General features: G+C 47.5%; 22 protein-coding genes. 15 read left to right on the plus strand and 7 right to left on the minus strand.

The features are described 5' to 3' along the window. Position 1: 1 nt before the first annotated feature. From PHQ97_09060 to PHQ97_09075, 4 genes are all read right to left on the minus strand, one after another. Positions 2-334 (minus strand): STAS domain-containing protein, encoded by a 333-nt coding sequence (locus PHQ97_09060; GenBank protein ID MDD4392878.1) that lies wholly within the window; start codon positions 332-334, stop codon positions 2-4. Between the two features lie 69 nt (positions 335-403). Then, positions 404-826 (minus strand): ATP-binding protein, encoded by a 423-nt coding sequence (locus PHQ97_09065; GenBank protein ID MDD4392879.1) that lies wholly within the window; start codon positions 824-826, stop codon positions 404-406. Between the two features lie 78 nt (positions 827-904). After that, positions 905-1432 carry a cyclic nucleotide-binding domain-containing protein gene (locus PHQ97_09070; protein ID MDD4392880.1) on the minus strand — a complete coding sequence of 176 codons (528 nt, stop codon included), beginning with the start codon at positions 1430-1432 and terminating at the stop codon, positions 905-907. Continuing rightward, positions 1407-3923, minus strand: coding sequence for an ABC transporter ATP-binding protein/permease (locus PHQ97_09075; GenBank protein MDD4392881.1), 2517 nt, complete (start codon positions 3921-3923; stop codon positions 1407-1409). Before PHQ97_09075 ends, PHQ97_09070 begins: the two co-directional genes overlap by 26 nt. 273 nt (positions 3924-4196) lie before the next feature. Here PHQ97_09075 and PHQ97_09080 point away from each other — a divergent pair, with 273 nt between their 5' ends. The 14 genes from PHQ97_09080 to hypB all read left to right on the plus strand — a co-directional run bounded on the left by PHQ97_09080 (position 4197) and on the right by hypB (position 20177). Then, positions 4197-4382, plus strand: coding sequence for a DUF2065 domain-containing protein (locus PHQ97_09080; GenBank protein MDD4392882.1), 186 nt, complete (start codon positions 4197-4199; stop codon positions 4380-4382). 4 nt (positions 4383-4386) lie between these two features. Beyond that, positions 4387-5448, plus strand: a complete 1062-nt coding sequence (queA, locus tag PHQ97_09085) for a tRNA preQ1(34) S-adenosylmethionine ribosyltransferase-isomerase QueA (GenBank protein ID MDD4392883.1) — start codon at positions 4387-4389, stop codon at positions 5446-5448. Between the two features lie 162 nt (positions 5449-5610). Further along, positions 5611-6729, plus strand: coding sequence for a tRNA guanosine(34) transglycosylase Tgt (tgt, locus tag PHQ97_09090; GenBank protein MDD4392884.1), 1119 nt, complete (start codon positions 5611-5613; stop codon positions 6727-6729). A gap of 44 nt (positions 6730-6773) precedes the next feature. Further along, positions 6774-6995 carry a NifU family protein gene (locus PHQ97_09095; protein MDD4392885.1) on the plus strand — a complete coding sequence of 74 codons (222 nt, stop codon included), beginning with the start codon at positions 6774-6776 and terminating at the stop codon, positions 6993-6995. A gap of 349 nt (positions 6996-7344) precedes the next feature. Further along, positions 7345-8532: a pyridoxal phosphate-dependent aminotransferase gene (locus PHQ97_09100; protein MDD4392886.1), complete on the plus strand. Its 1188-nt coding sequence runs from the start codon at positions 7345-7347 to the stop codon at positions 8530-8532. 133 nt (positions 8533-8665) lie between these two features. Next, complete coding sequence (gene mce / locus PHQ97_09105) at positions 8666-9070, plus strand: methylmalonyl-CoA epimerase (GenBank protein MDD4392887.1); 405 nt, start codon at positions 8666-8668, stop codon at positions 9068-9070. An 86-nt stretch (positions 9071-9156) separates the two neighbouring features. Beyond that, positions 9157-11295 (plus strand): methylmalonyl-CoA mutase, encoded by a 2139-nt coding sequence (scpA, locus tag PHQ97_09110; protein ID MDD4392888.1) that lies wholly within the window; start codon positions 9157-9159, stop codon positions 11293-11295. 148 nt (positions 11296-11443) lie between these two features. Beyond that, positions 11444-12433 carry a methylmalonyl Co-A mutase-associated GTPase MeaB gene (gene meaB / locus PHQ97_09115; protein ID MDD4392889.1) on the plus strand — a complete coding sequence of 330 codons (990 nt, stop codon included), beginning with the start codon at positions 11444-11446 and terminating at the stop codon, positions 12431-12433. Positions 12434-12661: 228 nt separating this feature from the next. Then, on the plus strand, positions 12662-14215 hold the full coding sequence (locus tag PHQ97_09120; protein MDD4392890.1) for an acyl-CoA carboxylase subunit beta: 1554 nt from the start codon (positions 12662-12664) through the stop codon (positions 14213-14215). Positions 14216-14267: 52 nt separating this feature from the next. Continuing rightward, the gene (locus PHQ97_09125; GenBank protein ID MDD4392891.1) at positions 14268-14474 is read left to right on the plus strand and encodes a hypothetical protein; all 207 of its coding nucleotides are present in this window, start codon (positions 14268-14270) and stop codon (positions 14472-14474) included. 79 nt (positions 14475-14553) lie between these two features. Next, on the plus strand, positions 14554-16509 hold the full coding sequence (locus PHQ97_09130; protein ID MDD4392892.1) for a pyruvate carboxylase subunit B: 1956 nt from the start codon (positions 14554-14556) through the stop codon (positions 16507-16509). Positions 16510-16757: 248 nt separating this feature from the next. Then, a complete protein-coding gene (gene sucC / locus PHQ97_09135) occupies positions 16758-17918 on the plus strand; it encodes an ADP-forming succinate--CoA ligase subunit beta (GenBank protein ID MDD4392893.1) in 1161 nt (386 codons plus the stop codon). Positions 17919-18071: 153 nt separating this feature from the next. After that, positions 18072-18950 carry a succinate--CoA ligase subunit alpha gene (gene sucD / locus PHQ97_09140; GenBank protein ID MDD4392894.1) on the plus strand — a complete coding sequence of 293 codons (879 nt, stop codon included), beginning with the start codon at positions 18072-18074 and terminating at the stop codon, positions 18948-18950. 534 nt (positions 18951-19484) lie between these two features. Beyond that, a complete protein-coding gene (gene hypB, locus PHQ97_09145; protein ID MDD4392895.1) occupies positions 19485-20177 on the plus strand; it encodes a hydrogenase nickel incorporation protein HypB in 693 nt (230 codons plus the stop codon). A gap of 129 nt (positions 20178-20306) precedes the next feature. On the opposite strand, the gene nifS is transcribed toward hypB, so the two are convergent. The 3 genes from nifS to PHQ97_09160 all read right to left on the minus strand — a co-directional run bounded on the left by nifS (position 20307) and on the right by PHQ97_09160 (position 22724). Further along, positions 20307-21464 (minus strand): cysteine desulfurase NifS, encoded by a 1158-nt coding sequence (nifS, locus tag PHQ97_09150; GenBank protein ID MDD4392896.1) that lies wholly within the window; start codon positions 21462-21464, stop codon positions 20307-20309. Beyond that, on the minus strand, positions 21461-22291 hold the full coding sequence (nifU, locus tag PHQ97_09155; protein ID MDD4392897.1) for a Fe-S cluster assembly protein NifU: 831 nt from the start codon (positions 22289-22291) through the stop codon (positions 21461-21463). Before nifU ends, nifS begins: the two co-directional genes overlap by 4 nt. 238 nt (positions 22292-22529) lie before the next feature. Next, entirely contained in the window at positions 22530-22724 is a 195-nt protein-coding gene (locus PHQ97_09160; protein ID MDD4392898.1) for a zinc ribbon domain-containing protein, read from the minus strand. Between the two features lie 214 nt (positions 22725-22938). Between PHQ97_09160 and amrB the strand changes: the two genes are divergently transcribed. Further along, the gene (gene amrB / locus PHQ97_09165; GenBank protein ID MDD4392899.1) at positions 22939-23784 is read left to right on the plus strand and encodes an AmmeMemoRadiSam system protein B; all 846 of its coding nucleotides are present in this window, start codon (positions 22939-22941) and stop codon (positions 23782-23784) included. The last annotated feature ends 60 nt before the right edge of the window (positions 23785-23844 follow it).

Consider the following 23844-nt stretch of genomic DNA (forward strand, 5'->3'; position numbering starts at 1 on the left):
GTTAATGAACCTTCAACGCGTCCTCAAGGGTTGGAACGATATTTAAAAATGTATCGAATCCGGAGATTTCAAAGACTTCTTTAACATAATCCTCCATGCCGCATATGTACAATTCTCTTTCCGAAGGTTCGATCTCCTTTGCCGTTTTCAGGATAACGCGCAGCCCGGCACTGGAAATATAATTCAGTTCTTTAAAGTCGAGGATGATAAAATCAGACGTGCTTCTGGCGGCGTCCAGAATTTTTTTTTCAAATTCCGGGGAGGTATTTGAATCCAGTCGGCCGGCGATTTTAAAAATCCGGTACCGGTTGTATTGCTGTTCTATAAGCTTCATGAAGGTATCCTTTCCATGGCTGCCGGGGATTGTCAGCGCCCGTTCATTAAAAAAACGAGTAACTGAACGTTATTTATTGATATATTTCTTCAGGGTCAGTGAGTTGATGTTGCCGTATCGCTGATAACAGACCTCGTCCATCACGGATTTGACAAGCTGAATGCCCAGTCCGCCGATTTTGCGGTTTTCGAGGCCGCATGCCAAATCGGGACACGGAGCGTTGAGCGGATTAAACGGGATCCCGTCATCGTTAAGGTGAATGATCAACGCATTGGTTTTGAATTCAACAGACAGATCGATCTGGTGGAAACGATTTTCCGGATGTCCGTAACTGATAATATTACATATCAATTCTTCCAGAGCCAGATTGATTTTGAATATGATGGCTGGCGGCAGCTTCAGCGTAGCGCCGAATTGATTCAGCGCTCTGCTGAGCCGGTTTAGTTCCGACAGTTCGGTTTTCAGACGTAAGAAAATTTTAGTTGATGTCATATCAAATCTATGCGTCAGTCAGTGGTATTGTTCAGTTATTTGTAAAAGACGGCATCCGCAGCAGCAGGAGACAGATGACTACAGAAGGCTGACGCCGATATGGTCCTTTAACTCATTCTGAGCCGTTGATGTATCGAGTAGAAAATTCTGTTCCCATACTCTGATCCGGTTGGTGACAGCGTTTAAAATGACGGGCATGATGGCCGGATACTGTTCCAGTGCTTTGGAAAATTTTTCCCGGGTCAATACGAGACAACACGTGTTGGTGGCCGCTTTCAGAGAGAAAAGCCGGCGCATTTTTCCCAGAAGGGACAGCCCGCCCAGGAATTGTTCGGCTTCATACTCTCTGATCGGCGGGGAAGGGGCGTGATTTTCATACAGCAGTTGCACTCTGCCTTTCAGGATATAGATTGCCTGCCCGTCGTCATCATTCTGGCGAAAAATATAGTCGCCAGCCTGAAATCGCTGTCTGCAGCTTAAATAAGCCATTATTTTCAAGGCTTCCGGATTCAGACCGGAAAAAAAATAGATTTGTCTCAGCAGATCAAGATCATCATGGAATTCGCCATGACCACAGATGCTATCGCCTTCCGGTGACAAGCTCATATAAGACTCCTCTTTGTTCCATCAATTCATCATAGGGCCCGAGTTCGACGACTTTTCCGGACTTCATTACCGCCACCCTGTCATAATTTTTAATTATATCGAGCCGATGCGCAATCGAGATCGTCGTGACTCTTCCTTTCCATCGGGTTTCGAGCAGATTCTGTATGCGGGTCTGGGACAGATTGTCCAGAGCGGATGTGGCTTCATCTAAAATCAGCAGTTTCGGTGATTTGAGAAACGTTCTGGCGATGGCCAGTTTCTGCTTTTGTCCCCCGGAGAGTTTGTCGCCTTTGCTGCCGACTTGATACAGCATTCCGATTTCGATAATGGTTTCCAGCAGGTTTTCCTCAATCAGTAGATGAATGATGCTCCGGTTGATTTTTTCCTGAGCGTGAGGAGCGTCGGGCTTCAGCTTTCCGAACAGGATGTTGTTGAGAATGTTTTCCGAGTGGATATAGTCGCCCGGATTATATACCGAAAATGCGCCGGGATAATTCGAAACAATTTTTTCCCTGAACCGGGCGCGGACCTCGATGATGCGCTGTTCAAGGGCTTCTGGCAGGGAAATGATTTTGTGAATGCCGGGGGTAAAGCGAAGGGCGATCGCTATCAGCCGGTTTCGGTCTGCGTTTGAGAGCTCGTTTGAATGTATGTGTCGCATTCGTTCGACCAGCTGTGTATAGTCATCCAGTTCATCCGGACCGATGGGGCTGCGGGTGAAAAATATTGTATCTCCTGGCATATTTTTTAAAATATCTACCATATGATTGCTCAGTTCGCTGCCGATATCGATCAGGGGCCGGGTCAGGCCTTCTTTATCCAGAAATTGCAGGAAATACGTATTCCCCGAAAGTTTCCTGGCGTCAAAAATCTTCGGATTCGATGTTCCAAAAATTAAATTATCCAACATGCTTGAATGATAAAGGTATTTATTATCATTGATAAATTCGACATCGTCTCCCAGATTGTCGCCGAAGTTTTCCCTGAATTTTTCACGGATGCGGATCAGGACAGGTTCGAGTTTTTCCAGCTGCTTCGCATTGAGAATTGTTGACAGGCCGAAGGAAAGGACATCTACAAAAATGCCTGTCTGGTGAAGGATTTCAATCATATCGTCTATATCAGGTATAAATTCGCATGTGTCGGTGGAATGCTCGTCGCATTTGGACAGACAGCCGTAAACCAGATTGTCCTTTATGCTGCCGTCAAAAATGAAGGGCGATTGAGAAACAAACCCGGTGTTTAGCGTCATATCTTTTTTGGTCAGTTCGGACACTTCCGTGTTTCCGATTTTAATATGACCGATCGAATACGGGTAAAGCTGTGCGATGCAGAGCGCCAGGGTGCTTTTACCGCTGCCGGAAAACCCCACAAGGGCAAGATGCTCTCCGGGCTCCAGAGACAGAGAGATGTCGTTGAGCAGCTGAATCCTGTCTTCAGTGAAAAAGGAAAGGTGACGGATGTCCAGGCGTCCTTCCAGGTCATATGGCTTTCTGCCAACTGGCGCCAGCATATGATCCGGCTCGGCGTCAAAGTACTGCATCGTCCGCTTGTAGCGGACGGAGGCATCCTGATATACCTGATAAAATTCAATTAACTCTTTCCACGGATCATACAGCTTTTCCTGAGCGGATAAAAATGCCACCAGCGACCCAAGCTCCAGCTGGCCCTTCATGGCCAGGTAGCCCCCGATGATAAAAATGAGAAACGGACTCAGATTGTTGAAAAAATTATTGGTCAGCTTGATGCCTTGGGAATAGAGGGTCCAGATGATCCGTATTCGTTTGAGCCGGTTGACCAGCTGACTGTATTTTCTGTTTTCAATGTGGTACGATCCGTTCCCATGGACTTCGTGAATCCCGCCGATGGTTTCCCCGATCAGGTTCGATAGTGTCCGGGTCGTATCTACACGGTTCTTATTGTTAAGGTTGGCCCGTTTCTGGAGCATGGGAATCAGTAACAGGACCGCGGGATAAATGCTCAGGGAAATGACGGCTAACAACGGGTTCAGCCAGAACAGGTATCCGGCGAAGGCCAGCAGTGTCAATCCGCTCGAAGCGGGAACGGAGATGGCCATGCCGGCAAAATTGCCCGATGTCGTCAACTCGGTAATCAAGGACGAGACAACCATGCCTGGAGGGGTTTTTCTGAAAAAACTCAACGGAAGGGTCAGAATGTGGCTGTAGAGCTGTTTTCTCATATCAGACAGTACTTGTTCACTGATCGTTGTTTGAATGACATTGATGAAAAATTTCAAAATGCTGGCGAAAATGACGGCCCCCAGGTATACGCTGCAGTATTGAACCAATAATTTCATATCTTTTAGATTGATGGCTTCATTGATGATGCGTTTCTGCATCTCCAGAGGCACAACCCTTACCGCTACCGTGACAAAGATAATCAGCAGCAGAAGGAAGTGAAACTTTAAATGCTTGTAGAATATCCAGAAATAGAGAGGCTTTTTGACTACCGGAGTATGTCCGCTGTTCATGACGGATTCATCCTCTATCGTGTAAGGAAGGGGTTCGCATCAATTGGATAACGGGTATGTAAATCTTACTATTGGTTACTTTGTTTTGGCAAGTAGAAATGGATAGCAAGGGGTGCATTGGTTTCGCTGTTTGCGGTCACCCCTTTTCCGGGTAGTTATCCTGAGCAGGACTGAATGCAATCGTGCGGATGCGGTTTCTTTTATTTTGACAAACGTCGCTTGCTGAAGATATAAAAATTAATTTGATAGCATGTGGTAATTGAGAGGGTAAAAATGAAATTTTTTCTTTGTGTTTTCGGAATGGTCATGATTGTTGAAGGGCTGCCATACTTTGCTGTACCGGAAAAAATGAAAACCTGGATATATAAACTGACCGAAGTGCCGGATGATATGTTGAGAAAATTTGGATTTGTGTTGATGCTTGCCGGATTGTTTCTGGTAGTTTTAGGGAGAAGGTAGCACTGTGTTTACGATCAGCGATTACGATTATCATTTGCCGGGGGAGTTAATTGCGCAAACGCCTTCGGCCCGAAGAGATCAGTCCCGTCTGTTTCTGCTCGACAGAAAAACTGCAGAATATTCCCATCATGTTTTTGAAGAGCTGCTTCATCTTCTCCGCCCTTCGGATGTTCTGGTGATCAATAATACCAAAGTAATTCCCGGCCGGTTGTACGGGAGAAAAGCATCCGGGGGAAAAGCCGAAGTGCTGATTCTGAATTATTCTGAATCCTCTGACAACCCTGGGGAAGATTGTACCCGGGAATTTCAATGCCTGGTCAAGACGTCAAAAAAGGTAAAAACGGGCGCTGTGTTATATTTTGATCCGGGGCTTGAAGCACGCGTCATCGGTTCGGAGAATGATTTTAATATCCTCCGGTTTTTTTCCGAAACAGGTGTCGATAATGCTATCGAGCGCATCGGCAGTATGCCGCTTCCGCCGTATATCAAACGGCCTTCCGGCCACCAGCAGATGGATGACCGCGTTGCGTATCAAACGGTTTATGCATCGCAGAAAGGTGCGATTGCCGCGCCTACGGCCGGGTTGCATTTTTCCGAAAGTCTGCTGGACAGGTTGAAGGCAAAAGGTGTTAACGTGGTTGCCATTACGCTGCATGTCGGATACGGGACATTTCTGCCGGTCAGGGTTGAAAATATCAGGGAACATAAAATGCATTCCGAACGCTACCGGATTTCGCCCGAGACGGCTGAAGCAATCAATCTTGCCAAAGAAAACGGCCGGCGAATCGTGGCTGTCGGGACGACCTGTGTCCGTACGCTTGAATTCGCATCAGATACCTGCGGGAGGGTTTCGCCCGGCAGTGGAAATTGCGATTTGTTCATTTATCCGGGCTACCGCTTTAAGGTTGTGGATGCCATGCTGACGAATTTTCATCTGCCAAAATCTACCCTTCTGATGCTTGTTGCCGCTTTTGCGGGATACAAAACCATGTTTGATGCGTATCATGAGGCCATTGAAAAAAAATATCGTTTTTACAGCTACGGCGATGCGATGCTGATCAGATAATATCTGCGAATGTAAACGGTTCGTTTTCCCGGTGCGCTATTGCTGAATGCATTTCTGAGACAAGCCTTTTCGCCGGCTGTGAACCAGGATAAGAGATCGGGTTTCCGCTCGATATCATTGCAGATATACATCGCTTTTGAGCAATTTGATTTTGAGGAGAATATGCTGAAATTTAAAATAATGGCAAAATCTACTGAAACCAGAGCCCGGGCGGGGTGTCTGACGACATCCCGCGGCTTGATTCAGACACCGGTGTTCATGCCTGTGGGCACGAGGGGTACGGTAAAGTCCCTGACGCCGGAAGAGCTTACAGCAGCCGGTGCTCAGATTATTCTGGGGAACACCTATCATTTATATTTGAGACCCGGGTGCGATATCCTTCAGCGGTTCAACGGGCTTCACCGGTTTATGAACTGGGCCGGGCCGATTTTGACTGACAGTGGCGGGTTCCAGGTTTTTTCTCTGTCTAAACTGAGGAAGATAACCGAAGAAGGGGTGTCTTTTCAGTCCCATATCGACGGGTCGAGGCATCTGCTGACGCCGGAAAAATCCATAGGGATTCAGCGTTGCATCGGCTCTGATATCATGATGTGCCTGGACCAGTGTATTGCCTATCCGTCTTCCCGGGAGGAGGCCCTGGCCGCGCTGGAGATCACCACGCGATGGGCAGAACGCTGCTATGAAACCTGGCAACAGACATGCCCGGATACCCAGTCTCTGTTTGGTATTGTTCAGGGGGGAATGTTCGAGGATCTTCGTCAGCGGTCCACCGATGCGCTGAGAGATATAGAATTTAGCGGATATGCGATTGGTGGGATCAGTGTCGGCGAGCCAAAGGAGCTTATGTACGGTGTTGCGGAATCTACCCTGCCGGGATTGCCGGATGAAAAGCCAAAATATATCATGGGGGTGGGAACCCCGCAGGACCTTATCGAGCTGGTCGCAATGGGTGCTGATATGTTCGACTGTGTCATGCCTACCAGAAATGCCCGGAACGGTCAACTTTTTACAAAATCAGGCGCTATTAATATAAGTAATTCCCGTTTTGCTCATGATGAGTCCCCGGTTGATTCCGGGTGTACCTGTTATACCTGCCGAAATTACTCCCGGGCCTATCTTCGCCATCTTTATATGGTCAGGGAGCTTCTTGCCTACCGTTTAAACACCATTCACAATATTCATTTTTATAACACGCTGATGAAACAAATCCGGGAATCCATTCTGCAGAATAATTTTGAGAGTTTCAGAAAACTATTTTATGCTGATATGGAAAAAGACTAATCTGGACGTTTATTTATATCGCTATCATAAAGGGAGGGATGTGCATGAAAGAAAAAGTCCGGCAAGTGCTTGATGAAATTCGTCCTGTGCTCCAGGCGGACGGAGGAGATGTGGAACTGGCAGACGTGACCGGCGATGTCGTTAAAGTCAGGTTGAAGGGTGCCTGTGCAGGGTGTCCGCTGTCTCAGCGGACACTTAAATTTGGTATCGAACGTCTTTTGAAAAAGAAGATACCAGAGATCAAATCAGTAGAATCAGTAGAATAAAACAAAATGTTTTATTCTCTTGTAGCTTTGTTAATTTTTTGATAAAGCACTGATAATCTATCCATTCAAATAAAGTAGAATCAAGCTTTTGCCGCTGATGGGAAATGCATTTGGCAAAGTAAATATGGATAGATGTTTTATTGTGAATTTGATTGAAATTTCTAATTATAACAATATGATAAACAAGTTGTTTGTGAGGCTGGATATAAGATGATTTTTTAAAAGAATTGAGTTCAGTAATCAGCTGGACGAAAAATTCAGGTAAGGCTGGGGAAGCTTTTGAAAGTCGTTCGTGTTAACCCTCAAAAGTTCGTTTGGAAATAGAAACAAGTAACCTGGAAAGCTCTCTATGTCGATTTCTAAAAATATTAAAGTAATGCTATCCACATCGTCATGGATACGCAGAATGTTTGAAGAGGGTGCCCGTCTTAAAAAAAAATACGGTGCTGAAAACGTATTTGATTTCAGTCTCGGGAATCCGAATCTGGTGCCGCCTGAACAATTTACATCCGCATTGAAGGCCATTGTCTGCTCGGCTGAAAAGACGACAAGCCATGGCTATATGTCAAATGCAGGATATCCTCATGTCCGTAAGTCTGTTTCGGATTATATTTCCGCTGAGCAGCAGATTCAGCTGTCAGAAACCGAAATACTGATGACATGCGGGGCCGCAGGCGCGTTGAATGTGATATTGAAAACCCTTCTCGATCCCGGTGATGAAGTGGTCGCTCCGTCGCCGTATTTTGTTGAATACGATGCTTATGTCGCCAATCATGGCGGTTTGTTAAAAACCGTTCCTGTCAATGATGATTTCACATTAAATATTGATCGTATTTCAAATGCCATCGCTGTTGGAACAAAAGCGGTTCTGATCAATTCCCCCAATAATCCGACGGGTCAGATTTACAGCGAAGCGTGTCTGAAACAACTGGGCGAACTTCTGGAGAAAAAAGGAAAGGAGTTCGGTCATGTCATTTATCTGATATCAGATGAGCCCTATCGGAAAATTGTTTATGAGGGGGCTTCGGTGCCGAGTATATTTTCCTGTTATTCCAACAGTATTATCGCGTCGTCTTATTCCAAGGATCTCTCCATTCCGGGGGAACGCATCGGCTTTATCGCTGTTCATCCGGAGGCTGAATATAAGCAGGATTTAATCGATGGCATGGCGATTTCCAACAGGATTCTGGGCTTTGTGAATGCACCGGCCCTGATTCAGCAGGTTGTGGCCTCCATACAGGGTGCAAGCGTGAATGTTGCGGTTTATCAGAGGAAAAGAGATCTCCTCTGTGACGGGCTTGCCGATTGTGGATATCAGTTTATCCGGCCCCCCGGAGCATTTTATGTGTTTCCCAAAACGCCGATTCCCGATGATGTTGAATTTGTACGGGCCCTGCAGGAGGAATTGATCCTTGTCGTTCCAGGAAGCGGATTCGGCGGGCCCGGTCATTTCAGGATTGCGTATTGTGTGGATGATAACACCATCATCAATTCTATTCCGGGTTTCCGGAAGGTTCTGCAGCGTTACAGCCGGTAAAAGCGTGTAAAGATATTTTCTTGATGCGAACAGGGGACATTTTGTCAGTGGAAAATGGTGTCACAGCCGGGGCTGTCTCCAGCAAATACTCCGGTCAACATCTAATGCTTCAAAAAAATGAAAGGAGTGATACATGAAGACACTTAAAATTGACCATCTTGGGATTGCAGTCAAAAGCATTGACGGTGTCAAGAATTTCTGGACCGACATTCTGGGACTTAAATGCGCAGGCTCAGAGACGGTTCAGGAACAAAAAGTGACGACAGCGTTTTTCCCTATCGGTGAAAGTGAAATTGAATTGCTGGAATCCACCTCGGAGGAAGGGCCAATCGCCAAATATATTGATAAAAAAGGCGAAGGCATACAGCATGTGGCGTTTCGTGTCGAAAACATCGAAAAGGCCCTGGAATACCTGAAGGAGAAAGGTATTAAACTGATTGATCAGAAACCCCGCATTGGCGCAGGCGGAGCGAAAATCGCATTTCTGCATCCCAAAGCGACAAACGGTGTGCTGGTAGAGCTGTGCCAAAGAGATTAATTTCTTTACAGGAATATCGGATTTATTTTTTCAGATGAAAACAAAGAGGCGCACAGGAGCCTGAGAATTTATGAAAGGAGTTTGGTATGGCAGAACATCCGGATAAACAAAAATGGGTAGAGCTTGCAACCAAAACAATGAAAGGCAAATCTCCAGACACATTGGACTGGATGACCCCCGAGGGGATTCTGGTCAAGCCGGTAATGACGGCTGAAGATATCGAAGGCCTGGAATGCGTCAATACGCTTCCGGGCATGCCCCCGTATGCCCGCGGCCCTCAGCCGACCATGTATGCCGCAAGACCCTGGACGATCCGTCAGTATGCCGGTTTTTCCACCGCAAAAGAATCCAATGCGTTTTATAGAAGAAATCTGGCGGCCGGTCAGAAGGGCCTGTCGGTGGCATTTGACCTTGCCACCCACAGAGGCTACGATTCAGATCATCCCAGAGTCGCCGGTGATATCGGTAAAGCCGGTGTAGCAATTGACTCGGTCGAGGATATGAAAATTTTGTTTGATCAGATTCCTCTGGACAAGATGTCGGTTTCCATGACCATGAACGGCGCTGTTCTTCCGATTCTGGCAGGCTATATTGTCGCCGCTGAAGAGCAGGGCGTAAAGCATGAACAACTGACCGGTACCATTCAGAATGATATCCTGAAAGAGTACCTGACCAGAAATACCTATATTTATCCGCCCGAGCCTTCCATGAGAATTATTTCTGATATCATGGCTTACTGCTCCAAGGAAATGCCCAAATTCAACACGATCAGTATCAGCGGCTATCACATAATGGAAGCCGGTGCAGATTCTGTGCTGCAGTGTGCATTTACCCTCGCTGACGGCGTTGAATATGTCAGAGCGGCACTGAAAGCGGGCATGGATGTTGATTCCTTTGCACCCCGCCTGTCCTTTTTCTTTGGCATCGGCATGAATTTTTTCATGGAAATTGCCATGTTGCGCGCGGCCCGGTTCCTGTGGCATCGGCTGATGACCCAGTTTAATCCGAAAAATCCGAAATCCGTCATGCTCAGAACCCATTGCCAGACATCCGGATGGAGTCTGACCCAGCAGGATCCGTACAACAATATCATTCGAACCACTCTGGAGTGTATGTCGGCTGCATTGGGCGGAACCCAGTCTCTGCATACCAACGCCTATGACGAAGCCATTGGCCTGCCCACGGATTTTTCCGCACGGATCGCCAGAAATACCCAGATCATCGTTCAGGAGGAATCTCAGATTTGCCATGAGGTAGATCCGCTGGCCGGCTCCTATTATGTTGAATATCTGACTGACAGCATCATCAAGGGCGCACAGAAAATTATCGATGAGATCGAAGAGCTGGGCGGTATGGCCAAAGCGATCGAATCCGGAATGCCCAAGATGAGAATCGAAGAGTCCGCCGCTAAACGACAGGCCCGAATCGATTCGGGTAAGGATGTTATCGTTGGCGTGAATAAATATCATATCGAAGAAGACCTGAGCGCGATGGAGATTCTGGAAGTTCCGGCAACTGTTCGGGATGAGCAGATGGAGCGACTCGTACAGATTAAGGCAAGCCGTGACGGCGCTGCTGTGAAAAAAGCGCTGGATGATCTTACCAATGCCGCGGAAAAAGGCGGCAATCTCCTGGAAGCGACCGTCGTGGCTACCAGACTCCGGGCGACAGGCGGCGAAATTTCCGATGCATTGGAAAAAATCTTCGGCAGGTATGTGGCCACCACTCAGGTAATCTCTGGTGCCTACGCATCCGAGTACAAAGATCAGAGTGTTATTCAGGCCTTAAAGAAACGGACCCAGGATTTTGCCGACAAGACCGGTCGGCGTCCCAGAATTTTTATGACCAAGATGGGACAGGACGGACATGACCGCGGCATCAAAGTCGTGGCCAGTTCGTTTGCCGATCTGGGATTTGATGTGGATATCAGTCCCATGTTCCAGACACCGGAAGAGGCTGCCAAAATGTCAATTGAAAATGACGTCCACGTGGTGGGTGCCTCCAGTCTGGCAGCGGGTCATAAGACGCTGGTTCCACAGCTGATCGAAGAGCTCAAGAGCCAGGGTGCTTCGGAGATTCTGGTGGTTGCCGGTGGCGTTATTCCGCCCAAGGATTACCAGTACCTCTATGATGCCGGCTGTGTAGGCATTTATGGCCCGGGCACGCCCATTATCGAGTCTGCAAACCATGTGATGAATCTTCTTGAAGCGAAATATTGTAAATAAACTGTAAAAAGTTCCGGTTCATTCAAATTCGATGGGCCGGAGATGTTCAATGAATGAAACATCTCCTCCGGCTGGAAAAAGCCGGAGGAGATGTCCGTTGGTCGAATGTTTTCGTCAACTGTAGCTCTAAAATGCTGGAGGCAGTGAGATGTTCAAAGATCCAGAAAATTATGTAAAGGGCGTTTTGGAATGCAACAGATTGATGTTGGCCAAAACCATTACTTTGATTGAGAGTTCACTGCTTACTCATCAGGAAATGGCAAGGCATATTATTGACCGGCTGCTGCCGCATACAGGAAAATCGATCCGGTTGGGAATTACCGGTGTTCCCGGAGCGGGGAAAAGTACTTTTATCGAGAGTCTCGGTATGATGCTGACTCAGCAAGGATTGCGTGTGGCAGTCCTTGCAATCGATCCCAGCAGTACAAGAAGTGGCGGAAGTATTCTGGCAGATAAAACCCGGATGGAAATGCTTTCTGTCGAAAAGCAGGCCTTTATCCGGCCGTCTCCGTCCGGCGGTACTCTGGGAGGCGTTGCCAGAAAAACACGCGAAACAATGCTGGTTTGCGAAGCGGCCGGATTCGATGTGGTGATCGTCGAGACAGTCGGAGTCGGTCAATCTGAAACGGCAGTGAAATCCATGGTGGACTTTTTCCTTGTTTTACAGATTTCCGGCGCTGGTGACGAGCTCCAGGGGATAAAAAAAGGAGTACTTGAGCTGGCTGACGCGGTAGTGGTTAATAAGGCAGACGGAAATAATATTCAAAGAGCCAAATTGGCTAAAAAGCAGTATGAAACGGCACTGCATCTTGTTTCCCCTTCATCTCAAAATTGGTCTCCTCCTGTAAAAATCTGCAGTGCATTGAAACATACCGGTATCGAAGAAATATGGGATATGATTTTGGAATTTAAGAAAAAAATGATAACAACCGGAGAGTTTGAACTTGTAAGGAGAGAGCAGTCTCTTGAGTGGATGCAATTTCTTGTCAAGGAAGGCCTTGAACAATGGTTTTACAAAAATCAAAATGTGATTAAAATACTTCCAAGAGTTAAAAAAGAAGTTGAAAATGGAGAGATTGCTCCAACTCATGCTGCCAGTCGGTTGCTTTTTTTTCTTGACAAGATCAGCCGAGTATAGAAAAAAGAATTTTACATCTCGTTTACACAATATAAGTTATATGAATCAGGAAGGAGGAGAAATATCTATTTCGTATTTTACTTGATAGGCCATTGCTTTGTGTTCGCTAAGCATCAGAAATCGTGCGGATTGTTTCATAAACAAAGCAGACTGACGAACAAAGTAAAATTGTTGGATATATCTATCTAACCAAAATGTTCAATCTGGAGAGATGAAAGGAAATTGACGATGGGTATTGTGCAAGATAAATTAAATGATCTGAAGGACCGAGAGAAGAAGGTTCTGCAGATGGGCGGTGAAAAAGGTATCGCAAAACACAAGGCTAAAGGGAAAATAACTGCCCGGGAAAGACTCAATTATCTTTTTGATCCCGGAACATTTCGGGAACTTGACATGTTTGTCACACATCGCTGTGTAAATTTTGGCATGGAAAAGGTTGAAATTCCGGCCGACGGTGTCATTACCGGATACGGCTATATCAATGGCAGACCTGCATTCGCGTTTGCGCAGGATTTTACCGCAAGAGCCGGAAGCCTTGGTGAAATGCATGCCAAGAAGATCTGCAAGGTCATGGATCTGGCGCTTAAAGCGGGAGCCCCCTGCATAGGACTCAATGATTCCGGCGGTGCACGAATTCAGGAAGGTGTCGATGCCCTTTCCGGATACGGGAATATTTTTTTCAGAAACTCCATCGCTTCGGGTGTGATTCCTCAGATTTCCGCTATTATGGGGCCCACCGCAGGCGGTGCGGTTTACTCTCCGGCCATGACCGATTATATATTTATGGTAAAAAATACCAGCTATATGTTCATCACGGGACCTCAGGTGATCAAGGCTGTTCTGGGTGAAGAAGTCACTCAGGAAGATCTCGGCGGGGCCATGGCACATAACACCAAGAGCGGTGTTGCCCATTTTGCCTGCGAAAGTGACGAGGACTGCCTGGATCAGATCAAAATTCTGCTTTCCTATCTGCCGTCAAACAACATGGAAGATCCGCCGATCGTTGATACGGGTGATGATCCCAAACGGATTGATCCGGCCCTGAACGCCATTATTCCGGACAACCCGAATCAGGGCTACAACATGAAGGATGTCATTGCATCCCTCGTGGACAACGGTGAATATTTCGAACCGCATGAATATTATGCACCGAATATCCTGATCTGTTTTGCCAGACTCAATGGCAGAACCATCGGTATTATCGCCAATCAGCCCATGGTTCTGGCCGGATGTCTGGACATCAACGCCTCCAACAAGGCCTCCCGTTTTATAAGATTCTGCGACGCTTTCAATATTCCCATGCTGACCATCGCGGACGTGCCCGGATACCTGCCGGGAACCAATCAGGAATGGAGTGGCATTATCACCCATGGTGCAAAACTTCTCTGGACCTATTCAGAGGCGACGGTGCCGAAGCTGCTTCTGGTTACCCGTAAAGATTACGGTGGATCTTATCTGGCCATGTGTGCCAAGGATCTGGGCAATGATTTTGCCGTTGCCTGGCCGACCGCACAGATTGCGGTTATGGGCGCTGCCGGCGCAGCCAATATTATCTATGCGAAGGCGATCAAGGGGGCAGAAGATCCTGTGGCAAAACGCAAAGAATGTATCGATGAATATGAGGCGCTGTTTAACAACCCCTATTGTGCGGCACAAAGAGGCTTTGTCGATGCGGTTATAGAGCCCGCACAGACCCGGCCCAGACTGATAGAAGCATTGGAAATCCTTTGCAGCAAGCGAGAGATCAGACCTCCGAAGAAACACGGCAATATTCCGTTGTAATGGGTTGAGATTTGATTCTATCTTTTAACACCTTAAGCCAAACGGAGATCAAATGAAAACCAGAAAAAAGATAGCGGCTGCGATGGCTGCCGTAACGAATTATATCAAAACCGAGGAAGAACAGCTGGCAATGCAGGCTGCAATTCCTTTACAGAGGCCGACGCCGATCAGTTTCTGGGGTCAGAGCGCTCGACAGAACGTGATGCAGATGAGAACGCTGATGCAGTTCAGATCCTTTAAAGGATCTGCATTTCGATAGGGGTATTTAGAGAAATTCAGTTTTTAATCATCGGAAGAACGAAACGTTTTATATAATTTTTTAGGAGGAGAACCTTAAGATGAGCGAAATCCAAGTAAAAATGACGGCAATGGATTACAGCCCCGACAGGCCGAAGGCAGCAAACCCGATTAAAATTGAGGATCTGACCTTTCGTGACGGTCATCAATCTCTGTTTGCCACAAGGGGTCGGACCGAAGATATGATTCCGGTTGCCGAACAGATGGATGAAATTGGTTACTGGGCACTGGAAACCTGGGGGGGGGCTTCCTTCGATACCATGCATCGCTTCCTGAATGAAGATCCGTGGGAAAGGCTCAGAACTCTGAAAAAATACGTTAAGAAAACTCCTTTCTCCATGCTGCTCAGAGCCCAGAACCTTGTCGGATACCGCAATTATGCTGACGATACGGCCAAGGCGTTTGTTGAAAGAGCCGCTGAAAATGGAATGGACATTTTCAGAACGTTTGATGCTCTGAATGATTATCGAAATTTTGAAACGGTTGTTCCGGCTATCAAAGCCGCGGGCAAACATTTTCAGGGCTGCATCTGCTATACCCTGACCGAAGCCCGGCTGGGCGGAGAAGTTTATAATCTGGATTATTATATTCAGAGGGCCAAAGCTCTGGAAGCCATGGGCGCCGACAGTATCTGCATCAAGGACATGGCGGGTCTGATTGCACCGTATGATGCGTTCAACCTGATCACCGCCCTGAAAAAAACGGTAAAGCCCCCGATTCACCTGCACAGTCATACCACATCCGGTATGTCTCAGATGGCTCAGCTCAAGGCCATTGAAGCCGGCGTGGATATCGTTGATACCTGTATGGCCCCGTATGCAGGCCGTACGTCCCATCCGGCGATTGAACCTCTGGTCATGAGCCTTCTGGGAACCAACCGTGACACCGGCTTTGATATCCGCAAGCTGGTTGCCATCGATGTGATTCTCGAAAGAGATATCGTTCCCAAGTATATGCACATCCTGGATGACACCAAACTGTCAACCATCGACATCAACGTTCTGCTGCATCAGACCCCGGGCGGGATGCTCTCCAACCTGGTTAATCAGCTCAGAGAAATGAACGCCCTTGACCGGCTCGACGATGTGTTCAAGGAACTGCCGAGAGTCCGGAAAGATCTGGGCCAGGTGCCGCTGGTAACACCGACCAGTCAGATCGTGGGTATTCAGACCGTGAACAACGTACTGTTCGACACCCCGGAAGAACGCTACAAGATGATTACCGGTCAGGTCAAAGATCTGGTCTACGGCATGTACGGGAAAACAGCCACTCCGATCAATCCGGAAGTACAGAAAAAAGCCCTCAAGGGCTATGTGAGAGGCGAAGAGCCGATCACCTGCCGTCCGGCTCAAATCATTGAGCCCGAACTCGATGCGGCCAAGGCTGAAATCGGCGATCTGGCCAAAGATATCGATGATCTGATTCTCTATGCCATTTACCCTGTAACCGGTAAAAAGTTTTTGAAATGGAAATACGGCAAGGAAGCTGTACCGGAAGAAGTTAAACCCAGATCGATTGAAGCTGCCCGCAAGATGCTGGATCTGATGGTAAAAGCCAAAAAAGATCAGGTGGTCGAGAAAAAAGATCCACCCGCAATGGGAGAGGGGGCACGTACCTTCAACGTATATGTGGATGACGAATACTTTGAAGTGGGGGTGGAAGAAGTCGGCGGCGCTCCGGTCATCAGCTATGCTGCTCCGGCTGCCAGACCCGCTGCGGCTGCTCCGGCTGCGGCTGCCAAACCGGCCGCCAAGAAAGCTGCCCCGAAAGTTGCCGCTGTTGATGGAACGGCACTGACCGCTCCGATGCCCGGCATGATCATTAAATACGAGGTCAAAGAAGGTGACAGCGTCAAAGAAGGCGATACGATTGTCGTTCTCGAAGCCATGAAGATGGAAAATCCGCTGAAAGCGTCCTGCAGCGGAACAATTAAATCCATCCCCTTTGATTCCGGAGATTCTGTTGCCAAAGACGATGTGCTTGCGGTTATCGGATAGTCTCTGAAAAGGTTTTCGGGCTGATCCGGAGGCCGTTCAATGCCCTGCCGGATCAGCCGATTCCTGGAAGATAATCTGGGTGGAAATTGACACAACTGGCAAAAACGTAATCAGCGTATCGTCGCAATGATTCGCCTTCAGAGGCCATGAGATTGGAATCAGCGCATACAGGCCCCTTAAAGGAGACAAAATCGGAAGGTGGCGTTTCGCTATAAGGTTCAGTCAAGGAAAACAAGGAGATAGAGATAATGAAAATTCATGAGTATCAGTCGAAAGAGTTGTTCAGAAAATACGGCGTTCCAGTGCCCAACGGCGGCCCGGCTTTCAGTGTCGAAGAAGCGGTAAAACTGGCAGAATCCCTGGGGGGATATCCGGTAGTTGTTAAAGCTCAGATTCATGCCGGTGGCCGTGGAAAAGGCGGCGGAGTGAAACTGGCAAAAAACAAAGCTGAAGCTGAAAAATATGCCAGCCAGATTCTTGGAATGACCCTGATTACCAAACAGACCGGGCCCCAGGGCAAACTGGTGAAACGGCTGTTGGTTGAGGCTGGCTGTGATATTAAAAAAGAACTTTATCTGAGTATCCTTCCGGACCGAGGGTCGGCTAAGATATGCATCATGGCCAGCGAGGCCGGTGGTATGAACATCGAAGAAGTTGCTGCCGAAACCCCTGAAAAACTGATCAAGGTTTTTGTCGATCCTCTGAATGGTATCCAGGGCTATCATGCACTTCAGGCGGCCTACGGATTAAACCTTCCGCAAGCAGCAATTAAACCGTTTACCAAGATGCTGAATGGTTTGTATAAATTATGCGTGGAAACAGACTGCTCACTGGTAGAAATCAATCCCCTGGTTCTCACCGGAAAAGATGAAATTATCGCGATTGATGCAAAAATAAATTTTGACGACAATGCAATGTTCCGCCATCCCGATATTAAAGCATACCGTGACCTGGATGAGGAAGATCCGCTGGAACTTGAGGCATCCAAATATGACCTCAATTACATCAACCTTGACGGCAACGTCGGGAATATGGTTAACGGCGCTGGTCTGGCCATGGCTACCATGGACCTTATCAATCTGGCAGGAGCCTCACCTGCCAACTTCCTGGATGTAGGGGGAAGCGCAAGTGCGGAGCAGGTTGAAAACGGATTCAGAATTATTCTCAGCGATGACAAGGTAAAGGGAATTCTGATTAATATTTTTGGTGGTATTCTTCGCTGCGATATTCTGGCAGAAGGCGTTGTTCAGGCTGCTAAAAAGATTGGCCTCCAAGTACCGGTCGTTGTCCGTATGGAAGGAACCAATGTAGAAAAAGGTCGTAAAATCCTCGCCGATTCGGGCCTGAATCTCGTTACAGCCGTGGATTTGAAGGATGCAGCCAAGAAGATCACGCAACTTGTAGCATAATCAGTCGCAATAGTCAGACAGCGCATTGCGCAGGTGAGGTTGATTTGATTGTTTGCAGATATCTGATGACACAAGCAATAAAGGCATGTCAGATGATAGTATTGCTAAACCGCATGTTTTGCACGCGAACCTAAAAACAAAGCGAGGGATAAAGTGAGCATATTTGTCAATAAGAATACAAAAGTGGTGGTCCAAGGTATAACGGGTAAAGAAGGGATGTTTCATGCAAGACAGTGCATCGCCTACGGGACGAATGTAGTGGCCGGTGTGACCCCGGGCAAAGGTGGCCAGAAGATGGATGACGTTCCGGTTTTCAATACGGTTGCGGACGCCGCCGCTAAAGCCGGTGCGAACGCCAGTTTGATTTTTGTACCGCCGCCATTTTGTGCTGCCGCAATTCTGGAAGCCATTGATGCTGAAATGGGTATTGTCGTTGCTATCACCGAAGGCATTCCGGTTATGGACATGATGAAGGTTAAAAATTACCTGAAAGGTAAAAAAACCCGTCTCATCGGCCCCAACTGCCCGGGTATCATTACGCCCGGTGAATGTAAAATGGGTATCCAGCCCGGTGCCATGCACAAACCCGGTGGACCGATCGGTGTTATATCCCGTTCCGGAACCCTGACCTATGAAGTCGTCCATCAGCTGAGCCAGCAGGGCATCGGCCAGACAACCGTTATTGGTATTGGTGGCGACCCGGTCAACGGCACGAATTTTATTGATTGTCTGGATGCGTTTTCCAAAGATCCCGAAACCAAGGGTATTGTCATGGTTGGTGAAATCGGCGGATCTGCTGAGGAAGAAGCCGCTCAGTTTATTAAGGAAAATCTTCCGAATACGCCGGTTATCGGTTTTATCGCCGGTTTGACGGCGCCTCCGGGACGACGGATGGGCCATGCTGGCGCAATCATCAGCGGTGGCAGCGGAACAGCTGAAGGCAAGATTTCGGCCATGAAGGCCGTTGGTATTCATGTCGCACAGAATCTTGGTGAAATCGGCGATATCGCGGCTAAGGTTTTCAAGTTCTAAAAAAAATTATTTAATTTATACATTCGATATGCCCATTTTTCGGTCGGTTGTTGATACAACCTGCGAAAATGGGCATATCTGCTTAAAACAGAAAAAAAGCAATTCATTAAAATTGCAGCCGGAAACGTCCAGGGTCAATGGGTCCGTCTGGTGAGCATCCGACTTCGAATCGGAAAATTTTCCTCGGTAATACCCGAGAGTCTCGTTTTTTGCTTCCAGGCCATGACCGTCGATACCCCGTTTTCAGAAACAGAACTCCAAATCGATGAAATTCCGGTGACGTTCGCGTGTTTTGACTGTCAATTTCAGTGGAGATCGGGTTCGCCCCTGTTTGTGTGCCCGAATTGTCAGCGCGGTTCGATACGAATTCTGACCGGACAGGAATTTGATATCATTTCAATTCGGATACAGACGATGAATAGCCGATCTTGAAACGGCAGTATGGTGTTGCTTTACACATTACGTGAAATACAGGATTCCTGTATTGGTCATAGCGGAGACCGCTAAAACCGAGGGTTTTGTGAGTAAATGGTAATGGAAATAAAAGTCGTTAAAAAAGTACTGGATGTCAATGATACCTTTGCAGCAGAAAACAGAAAATGGTTTGAGGCCAATCATGTATTTGTTTTGAATATGATGAGTTCTCCGGGGTCTGGAAAAACCAGCATTCTTGAAAAGAGCCTTAGCAGGCTTGGATCAGAAGTCCGCTGCGGTGTTATTGTCGGAGATATTTGTACAACAAACGATGCGGACAGGCTTGTGTCGATCGATACGCCCGTTGTGCAAATCAACACAGATGAGTTTGGCGGTGATTGCCATCTGTCCGCGCATGTGATCCGGAAGGCAGCCGAACAGTTTGATCTGGATAAAATAGATTTGCTGATTGTTGAAAATATCGGCAACTTGGTATGCCCTGCCGAATTTGATATCGGAGAGGATGCCAGGGCCGTCGTGTTGAGCGTTACGGAGGGGGAAGACAAACCCTTGAAATATCCCCTTATGTTTCGGGTTTGTGACGTGGCGCTTCTAAATAAAATTGACCTGTTGCCGTATCTGATCTACGACAGGCAGCTGGTGGCTGACAATATCAGGCAAATCCATTCAGATATGCCGGTGTTTGAAGTATCCGCACAAACCGGAGACGGATTGGCTGAATGGATTGTATGGCTGCAGTCCAAGGTGTACGGGAAAAAAGGATGCCACCGGAGCTCACCGTCAGAGCGTTAACCCCATCGTTGCATAAACAAAATGGTGGAAAGTTGAAAAAGGATTACAAACAGAAGGGAAAACCCCGCTGAGCCTGAATATTACGAATGGTAAAGTCGACTTTTACAACGCTGGGGTTGATGGCGTCGGTTATTTCCAGAACGGGGACATCTCCCTGAGCCGGATAATAATCCCCGGCAGTTGATCGATGACGAAATTGATTTCTTCTTCTGTATTATAGATACTGAGACTGAAACGGATGGAGCCATGGGCGGATGTGAAGGGTATTCCCATTGCCCGGAGTACATGGGACGGTTCCAGAGAACCGGACGTGCAGGCGGAGCCGGATGATGCGCAAATACCCAGTTCATCCATCATCAGCAAAATTGCCTCACCTTCCACAGAATCAAACCCGAGACTGGTGGTATTAGGGAGCCGGTGATCCAGGGTCCCGTTAATCCGGGTGTTCGGAATCCGTTTGATCAGTTCAGATTCGAGTCTGTCCCTTAATTTCCTGATGCGGGTGTTTTCTTCGTCGATATGCTGGCCGGCCAGCTCGCATGCTTTACCAAGACCGATAATGGATGAGACATTTTCAGTCCCGCCTCTTCGCCCCCGTTCCTGATGGCCGCCAATTAGAAAGGGTGAAAACTTTGTTCCTTTCCGGATATACAGCGCTCCGATGCCCTTGGGGCCATGAAGTTTATGCCCGGCAATAGACAATAGATCAATGCCAGAGTTCTGGAGATCGATCGGAATCTTACCAACGGCCTGAACCGCATCGGTATGAAATACAATGCCCCGGTTTTTGACAATCAGGGAAATCTCCTCGACCGGAAAGATTACCCCGGTTTCATTGTTGGCCCACATGATACTGACAATGGCCGTATCGTCCGACAGGTGGTCATAAAGGTAATTCAGGTCCAGAATGCCCAGACGGTCCACCGGGACAAAGGTGACCCGGTATCCTTTCTGCTTGGCCAGATGCTCACAAAGGTTTTTGACGGCCGGGTGTTCCACCTTGCTCGTAATGATGTGCTTTTTATCCGGATTGGATTCAATGGCAGCCCATATGGCCGTGCTGTCACTTTCTGTACCGCAGCTGGTCAATATGATTTCTTCCGGATGGGCACCTATAAGCGCAGCGATTTTCTCCCGCGCCTGACGAATCGTTCGGGCCACATTCCCGCCGAAACGGTGCATACTGGACGGATTTCCGTAAAAGTCACTGAAATAGGGGAGCATTTCTTCAAGGACTTCAGCCGAAACGCGGGTGGTTGCGTTATTATCCAGATAGATGACCTTCATGACTGCACCTCCACGATTACCAGTTCAGGGGTAACCAGCTCCCTGAGTTTTTTCTCCACATAATGTTTTAATGTTACCTGAGATATCTGGCAGGTGGCACATGCGCCCCGGAGTTTTACCAGGACCGTGTTGCCTTCCACGTCAATCAGCTCAATATCTCCGCCATCCTTTTGAAGTGAGGGGCGAATTTCACGTTCCAATGTACTTTCGATGAGCTTTATTTTTTGGATATTTGTCAGTGTCGACGGCTTTTTAGGCACTGGATGTGTCGGGCCCAGAACGGAATTGATGATTGCCTGAATCTGTTCGTGGCATTTTCCGCAACCGCCTCCTGCTTTGACATAATCGGTGACTTCTTCAATGGATGTAAGATGGTTTTCCCTTACCGCCCGTTCGATTTCATGATCGGTGATACCAAAGCATTCGCAGACAATCTCTCCCGTTATTTTTTCTTCGCTCTGGCCGTGATAATTTGCGATGGCTTTTTCCAAAGCATCCCGACCCAGCACGGAACAATGCATTTTTTCCTTGGGCAGGCCCCCCAGATAGCGGGCAATATCCTCATTTGTAATTTTTTTCGCCTCTTCGAGCGTTTTGCCTTTGATCATTTCGGTCATGGCCGAAGATGAGGCAATGGCGCTTGCGCATCCAAACGTCTGGAATTTGGCATCAGCAATGCGTTTATTTGCATCCAGTTTAAAATAAAGCGTCAGTGCATCGCCGCAGGCCAGGGATCCAACCTCACCTACCCCGTCGGCATTCTCTATAACGCCGACATTTCTGGGATTGAGAAAATGATCTTTTACTTTATCTGTATATTCCCACATGATATTCTCCTGTATTTAAATGTCTTATGATAGCATAGTTGACCTGTCGGTCTGACAGGGAACACTGTTCAACGATGACGGTTTACAGGAAAGCGCAGGGCATTCAGCATTGGTTCATAAAAAAACCGGGGTGATAATGTAGAAAAAGGCAGCGTTATTTTCTTGCTCCCGATTGAAAAGTTAACGTATCGTATGAAAAGAACAGGGTATGGCGAACCGCCATAATCAAGATCTAAGCTCAGGAAAATCCTTTCCGAGAGCCTGTGGAACAAGTACTGGTGCCCGATGTGCTGGCTGTTTTTACAGGGCTTATCAGTTTCCTTACCTTGTCGCTGCCGCATTTCGGGCATTTAACGATATCGTCCGTGCGTCTGAAAATCAGTTTTTCGAAAGAATGCCCGCAATTTTCACAGGCATACTCATAAATTGGCATAATTGGTCTCCAAGAATTTCGGCAAAAATAAATTGTGTTTGGATCGGGCGGGATTTTTTCCCAGGCCCTAAATTTGTGATTATTGTTTCAGTAACAATTAACAGATAATTGATTTAAAGATATTATCTTGAACACGGCATGTCAAGATATCGTATGGATATATGCCCAGCATGTCCGTTATTCATTCAACTTTTTTTACAAGGAGGTGCTAACCGTGAAAGCCAGGAAAGCCATCTTTGCGGGAAGCTGGTATCCCGAAAGCGCGTCGGAATGTGAAAATGCGATTATCCGGTTTTTGAAAAAAACTGAAGTGCAGGTGGCGTCAGGAATCAAACTGACAGGGGGTATTGTGCCACATGCAGGCTGGTATTTTTCCGGAAATATTGCCTGCAGTGTTATTCATGCCCTCAGCAGCGGGATAAAGCCGGATGCCATTGTTGTTTATGGAATGCATCTTCATCCGGCCTCACCGTTTTATATTATGACGGAAGGGGCATGGGAAACGCCTTTTGGGGAGGTTTTTGTTGAGGAAGATATTGCAAAAGAGATTGCCGGCAGGTTTGTATTTGATACGACCAGCCACTTCAGCCATGATAATACCATTGAACTTCAAATGCCCTTTATTCGATATTTTTTTGAAGATGTGAAAATTATTCCCATTGGTGTGCCGCCGGTAGCAGCATCTCTGGAAATCGGAAAATCAGTGGCGCAGGTTGCTTCCAGACTGGGGGTAACGATCAAGGTCATCGGGTCGACCGATCTGACACATTACGGAATGAATTACGGATTTTTCCCGAAAGGGACGGGGCCTGCCGCCGTCAAGTGGGTCCAGCAGGAAAATGATCAAAAAATTATTGATGCCATTGTTTCAATGGATCCCGGACGGGTGATCCGTGAGGCCCTTGAAAGTCAGAACGCCTGCTGCGCCGGAGCTGCCGCTACAGCGATTGTTACCGCAAAAGCGATAGGAGCCGATCGGGCGCAGTGTATTGCCTATGCCAGCAGTTATGATAAAAGTCCGGGGGAAAGTTTTGTCGGTTATGCAGGGATACTGTTTTAGATCAGAGGCGTCAACCGGTGGCCTGTACCGACCGCAGGCTTCTGAAACGGGTTTCGTGCG

This window comes from Desulfobacterales bacterium, assembly GCA_028704555.1.
Lineage (GTDB): Bacteria > Desulfobacterota > Desulfobacteria > Desulfobacterales > JAQWFD01 > JAQWFD01.

Coding starts and splice junctions, on each gene's coding strand:
- hypB (MDD4392895.1), top strand. CDS start 19,485: ATGGAAATAAAAGTCGTTAAAAAAGTACTGGATGTCAATGATACCTTT.
- PHQ97_09060 (MDD4392878.1), bottom strand. CDS start 334: ATGAAGCTTATAGAACAGCAATACAACCGGTACCGGATTTTTAAAATC.
- PHQ97_09080 (MDD4392882.1), top strand. CDS start 4,197: ATGAAATTTTTTCTTTGTGTTTTCGGAATGGTCATGATTGTTGAAGGG.
- PHQ97_09160 (MDD4392898.1), bottom strand. CDS start 22,724: ATGCCAATTTATGAGTATGCCTGTGAAAATTGCGGGCATTCTTTCGAA.
- PHQ97_09070 (MDD4392880.1), bottom strand. CDS start 1,432: ATGAGCTTGTCACCGGAAGGCGATAGCATCTGTGGTCATGGCGAATTC.
- PHQ97_09120 (MDD4392890.1), top strand. CDS start 12,662: ATGGGTATTGTGCAAGATAAATTAAATGATCTGAAGGACCGAGAGAAG.
- mce (MDD4392887.1), top strand. CDS start 8,666: ATGAAGACACTTAAAATTGACCATCTTGGGATTGCAGTCAAAAGCATT.
- scpA (MDD4392888.1), top strand. CDS start 9,157: ATGGCAGAACATCCGGATAAACAAAAATGGGTAGAGCTTGCAACCAAA.
- sucC (MDD4392893.1), top strand. CDS start 16,758: ATGAAAATTCATGAGTATCAGTCGAAAGAGTTGTTCAGAAAATACGGC.
- nifS (MDD4392896.1), bottom strand. CDS start 21,464: ATGAAGGTCATCTATCTGGATAATAACGCAACCACCCGCGTTTCGGCT.
- PHQ97_09065 (MDD4392879.1), bottom strand. CDS start 826: ATGACATCAACTAAAATTTTCTTACGTCTGAAAACCGAACTGTCGGAA.
- meaB (MDD4392889.1), top strand. CDS start 11,444: ATGTTCAAAGATCCAGAAAATTATGTAAAGGGCGTTTTGGAATGCAAC.
- PHQ97_09100 (MDD4392886.1), top strand. CDS start 7,345: ATGTCGATTTCTAAAAATATTAAAGTAATGCTATCCACATCGTCATGG.
- nifU (MDD4392897.1), bottom strand. CDS start 22,291: ATGTGGGAATATACAGATAAAGTAAAAGATCATTTTCTCAATCCCAGA.
- tgt (MDD4392884.1), top strand. CDS start 5,611: ATGCTGAAATTTAAAATAATGGCAAAATCTACTGAAACCAGAGCCCGG.
- PHQ97_09095 (MDD4392885.1), top strand. CDS start 6,774: ATGAAAGAAAAAGTCCGGCAAGTGCTTGATGAAATTCGTCCTGTGCTC.
- PHQ97_09125 (MDD4392891.1), top strand. CDS start 14,268: ATGAAAACCAGAAAAAAGATAGCGGCTGCGATGGCTGCCGTAACGAAT.
- PHQ97_09075 (MDD4392881.1), bottom strand. CDS start 3,923: ATGAACAGCGGACATACTCCGGTAGTCAAAAAGCCTCTCTATTTCTGG.
- PHQ97_09130 (MDD4392892.1), top strand. CDS start 14,554: ATGAGCGAAATCCAAGTAAAAATGACGGCAATGGATTACAGCCCCGAC.